The sequence below is a fragment of the Campylobacter sp. 10_1_50 genome, from assembly GCF_000238755.1.
Classification (GTDB): Bacteria; Campylobacterota; Campylobacteria; order Campylobacterales; family Campylobacteraceae; genus Campylobacter_A; species Campylobacter_A concisus_R.
In genome coordinates, this window is the sequence record NZ_JH414893.1 from 1 (window position 1) to 1807 (window position 1807).

Below are 1807 nucleotides of genomic sequence, written 5' to 3' on the forward strand. Positions count from 1 at the left end.
AACCAGAAAACTCAACTAAACTATTAGAAGCTTTTAAAAACGAGGTAAAGGCGTTAAGAGAAGAGGCTCAAGCTGGAGAGATAAAAGGGGATGGGTTTGTAGTAAAAAATGGTGGCAAACTTACTTTTATGGATGAAGCTAAATTTGAGCTAAGTAAAGAGCTTCAAGGCAAGACTGATCTGGGCGAAAAAATATCAACTTCTTTAGCGTGGCTTCACGCAAAACACCCTGAAATGTTTGAGAACAAAAGAGCAGTTAAAGAACTAATTGATTATGTGCTTGATGAACCAAATACTATAAAGGCTGGAAAAAGCGAAAATAGTGTTTATCTTGGTAAAAAAGATGGCACAAAAATAAAGGATATTGTGGTAAATAAAAGTGAAAATAAAATAATTCACGCAAATAGACGCAGGATGAATACGGATAAAATAAAGGCTGACGGTAAGGACGCCCACATCCCCTTACACACTGATACTATGCCAGCAGGGGCGACTGGTGCAAATGCACGTTCGTCAGCTGATGAAAGCATTATATCACAAAAAGACAAAAATACTAAAACAATAAACGCAAGCCCACATATAGCAAGTGGCTTACTTGGTGGCACAGCAAATGGAGCTGATGAAAATGGCAACGTTAGCCCTGAAGAGTTTGCAAAAGGTTTTATATATGCATTGTTTGGATCAAAGATAACAGCCGAGGGGGTAAAAAAGTAAGTCCTGAGCTTTACAATAAGATACTAAGCATATCAAAAAAGCCAAGCGAAGAGGTAAAAAAGATAGTAGATAATGCAGGAGTAGATAAGCTTGCCAAACAAGAAAAAAGAGGCATTTATAATGTTACATATAACGGCAAATTCTCAACGCCAGTTTATAAAGATTTAGAGGATGTAGATGATGCTACTAAATATGCAAAAGGCGACAAAAGCAAGGGGGCTAAACATATAAGCATAAGACATCTAAATGATGAAAACAAAGAGGGGTATGTAACTAGACAAGAGCTTTTAAGTTTGGGCGAAAATATAAGGGCTTATTTAAAAAAGAATAAAGAGCCTTTTATTGATAAAAGGGGCGGACATATTTATGAGTGGGAAGATAAAGACGGAGTAAGATTTAGAGCCGTCATCGGTCAGGCTAAAAGGGAGAGCGACGACCGCTCAATTACTTCGACCTTAAAGCCCACCGATGAAGCCACCAAAAGTGGGATAATCCCAAATAGCAGCCTTTACAGCTCTAACGACATTATAACCTTTTATTCTGATAGAAACTTAAAAGAGCCTATGAAGTTTGAAAACCCAAAGCTTAAGCTACTTGATACGATAGACAATAGTAGCGACAAAGTAGGCTTAGTTAAGAAAGTGCTACTAAATAAAGACATAAGCGACGGAGTAAAAGCTAAAGCAGTAAATAGGCTAACTAAAAATAAAATTAGTCAAGGTGCAAAAACTAGCTATATATCTACTAAAAACTCAGATAATAATTAAAAGCCCTATCTTTAGGGCTTACTCTCTTTTTCAAATCAAACAAAAAAATATTCTTTTTGCCAAAATTGGGTAGATTTGACACAGTGACAAATGATAAATTGCCATTAAATTGCATAAAAGGAGCAAAGAAATGGCAATAACTACAACTGGGTTTCAAGCCCCAGCTACAAAACGTGAAGGCTTAAAGCCCTCAGTCTATGAAAACATAATCTTAATAGGTGCTGACGAGACGCCTATACTTAAACTTATTGGCACTTCAAGTGTTAAAGGTATAGAGCACTCTTGGCTAACTGACAGCTTAGCTGCCCCAAAGAAAAACGCACAGCT

The 1807-nt window shown here is 36.9% G+C and carries 3 protein-coding genes; all 3 read left to right on the plus strand.

Going from position 1 to position 1807, the window contains the following annotated elements; genetic code table 11:
- Positions 1-713, plus strand: a 713-nt coding sequence (locus HMPREF1019_RS10230) for a hypothetical protein (RefSeq protein WP_009295555.1), incomplete at its 5' end; no start/stop codon positions are given.
- Between the two features lie 293 nt (positions 714-1006).
- Positions 1007-1480 (plus strand): hypothetical protein, encoded by a 474-nt coding sequence (locus tag HMPREF1019_RS10235; protein ID WP_009295556.1) that lies wholly within the window; start codon positions 1007-1009, stop codon positions 1478-1480.
- Positions 1481-1610: 130 nt separating this feature from the next.
- On the plus strand, positions 1611-1807 hold a 197-nt coding region (locus HMPREF1019_RS09630), incomplete at its 3' end, for an SU10 major capsid protein (RefSeq protein ID WP_009295557.1).